3 protein-coding genes and 1 pseudogene are annotated in these 2,786 nt (G+C 45.8%); all 4 read left to right on the top strand.

Going from position 1 to position 2,786, the window contains the following annotated elements:
• Nucleotides 1-457 precede the first annotated feature (457 nt).
• Nucleotides 458-907 (top strand): GNAT family N-acetyltransferase, encoded by a 450-nt coding sequence (locus AQR02_RS29545; RefSeq protein WP_054943888.1) that lies wholly within the window; start codon nucleotides 458-460, stop codon nucleotides 905-907.
• A 155-nt stretch (nucleotides 908-1,062) separates the two neighbouring features.
• The gene (locus AQR02_RS29540) at nucleotides 1,063-1,266 is read left to right on the top strand and encodes a hypothetical protein (protein WP_159067884.1); all 204 of its coding nucleotides are present in this window, start codon (nucleotides 1,063-1,065) and stop codon (nucleotides 1,264-1,266) included.
• Nucleotides 1,267-1,408: 142 nt separating this feature from the next.
• A complete protein-coding gene (locus tag AQR02_RS29535; protein ID WP_054943886.1) occupies nucleotides 1,409-2,221 on the top strand; it encodes a YwmB family TATA-box binding protein in 813 nt (270 codons plus the stop codon).
• A 302-nt stretch (nucleotides 2,222-2,523) separates the two neighbouring features.
• Nucleotides 2,524-2,786 (top strand): annotated as a pseudogene (locus tag AQR02_RS29530) (glucose-6-phosphate dehydrogenase); the annotation flags it as partial.

Genomic DNA, 2,786 nt, shown 5'->3' with positions numbered 1-2,786 from the left:
CAGGCAGCCATTTATGCATATAAGAATGGGCTGGCGGAATAACCTTAACAAAACAAAGTGCCGTCTTTATGTTTTTATGCGGAACGCAAAGATGCGTTCCTTTTTTTTCTATGTCTGCCCAATTAACAAGCAAACACGATTTTCGAGGCGGCCTAAATAAAGGTAGGGCCTCGGCGGAAGCGAAGGCGGTTGTATTGAAGGATAGATTTTTATATGGTAAAATTTATATAATATAACTTATTTTATGATATTAAATTATCAAATCTATGTTGTTTAAGTTTTAATTAAAACTGCAACCGGAACACGCTTTTTAGCTTCACGCATGGTTAGGAATAGAGATGGACATATCTTTGGTGAAAAAGTCAGGAGGTTCAAGAATGTCCATTAACTTTAATGCGATGACGCGGTGTAGCGTCGACCCTGAGATTCATGAACCTTATATTAAGGAGGCTATGAATTGATAGAAGAAGCAAGAACGGAAGACCTCCCAGAAATTCTGGCTCTGCAGAAGCTGGCTTTCCAAAGAGAAGCGGAAGAAATCTACGGCCTGGATATTGAGCCACTCAAACAATCACTGGAGGAAATTCATGGAGAGTTTGAGAGATCCACGATACTGAAATTCTCGGAGAACGGCAGGATCATTGGCTCGGTCCGGGCATTCCTAGATGTGGATAACGTCTGTCATGTAGGGAAATTGATAGTGCATCCTTTGGAACAGAATAAAGGTATTGGTACGCAATTGATGAATAGGGTACACGAGGTTTTTAGGGGAAGTAGTAGTTTTCTGATCTTTACAGGTGACAGAAGCAAAGATGTACAACGGCTCTACGGCAAGTTGGGCTATCGGAAAGAGTCATTGAAGAACGTAGGTAGCTTTCAGCTGTGCTATATGAGGAGGATAAAATAAAAGATTTGAGAATGAGATAATTATTTCATCCTTCCACCGGAAAAAATCTGATAACTCCTCTCGATCATGGCATTACACTGGGACCGATCTACGAAATTGTAAATATTCAGGTACAGTCCTTGCAAATCGAGCATCTCGGTGTATTGGACGATCAAATGAATGATGAGGTTTTCCTGGATAATCCCTTCTTTCTGAAAATCAGCAAAATGGATAACATATATACGATGAGCTATAAAATTAAACAGTCTGAGCAGTATACAGAAGTGTACAGCTTTCATTGTGATGAAAAGGCGCTTGCGGCAGGGTTCTATTCATTGACCTTCGAGCCTCTGGACCTCAAGTCGATTTTCTCTGAATAAAAGTTTACGGAAGAAGAACTTTCCGGAATTTAGCTGGATGCTCCTGCGTATTGCGGATTCTGGTCTCTGGTGTATATCCCCTCTCAAAGTTGGTTATCCTGTCTAGTAGATTGATAGATTGGATGAGAGAGGGAGAGGTTATATGAGACTGGAGATCACGAGACAAGGAAAAGGTAAAATGACGCTGCTGATTCTTGGTCTGAGTCTGCTGGTGCTCTTGCTGGCCGGGTTCCGCAGCAATGCTGACCATGGAAGTGCAGCGGCTGCCGCTCCCGCTTCATCCGGCCCTGCTGCGGTGCCGCAGTCGTTGGAGCTACTGGCAGCTGTAGGTCAAGAAGTTACGGCAGCAGGTTCTCCGTTGCGGCTTGTCCTGAAATGGCAGGGAGCATACAGCGGGAACTCTGTAGACACCGTTAGGGACGCAGACCTGCTGGCAGCACAGCTTGGACTGGGGAAAGCGGAGTCCGGCGAAGAAGATGGACATGCTACTTACAGAGCTTCCGGATCTCCGGATTTGTATAGTAAGATCTCCATGTTCTGGAGTGAGCTGGGTCCGGACAGCAGCTATGTGATTGTAACTGTTGAAACCGAGGATCTGTTGAAGGCTGAGGCTTTTCAGACAGCAGCACAAGAAGCGGGGACTCTGATGCAGGCAGCTGGCATTGCGCCGGAGTGGAATGCTTCACTTCAAGGTGTAGGGTCATTGCAGGACTCCCCCCATGAAGCACTTGCTGGAATTGAAGGAACGATTGCCGGCCGGTTGTCCGGGCTGAAAGCGGTGGAAGATTATGAGGATGATACGACCTGTAGCCGGTCTTATAGTGTTCCGGGGCTGAGCCGGTTTGTGAATAGCGGAGATCAAAGGATAGCTCTGCAGGCAGCTGTACATAAGAACGGTAATGACAACAGTAACCGTGTGACCATCGGATTGCCGCTGATTACCATTGAGTATTGATTCCGCAAAATATCAGCAAAAGCTTCGTACACCAGCTCCGCGTTTGCGGAGCTTTTTGTGTAACGTTATAATAGAATATGGCTGGCAGTGGCCTACCCTTATCCCGGAGTATAAGCTGGAGTATGTAAAGGGATAAGAAAGAGTAATGGAAATTTGCGAAATCCCGAGAAAAACTGTCAGGAATGTGATAGCATCCTTTCTGCGGATATGATAAAATGACATCACGCCGTATGCGTATTTTATGTTTTAACCGGCGCTGAGAATGATTGTCAACTATATTACATACAGAGAGATGAGGAGCCATGGCTGAAAATCAAACCCTTGATGAACTGCATACACCCGGTGCTGTATTTTTTATTTTTGGGGCAACCGGAGATCTAGCCCGGCGTAAGCTTTTCCCGGCGATTTACAGTTTGTACCGTGAAGGCAAGCTGACACATGATTTTGCGGTAATTGGCGTGGCTCGGCGTCCCCGTACCCAGGAGGAATTCCGGGACGATGTGAAGGAGTCCATTCGTGAGTTCTGCCGCTACCAGGCGGGAGATGCTGCAGAATGGAATGAGTT

This window comes from Paenibacillus ihuae (assembly GCF_001368795.1).
Lineage (GTDB): Bacteria > Bacillota > Bacilli > Paenibacillales > Paenibacillaceae > Paenibacillus_AQ > Paenibacillus_AQ ihuae.
The sequence above is the reverse complement of the archived record's forward strand: the minus strand, read 5'-3'. Positions and strand labels throughout refer to the sequence as shown.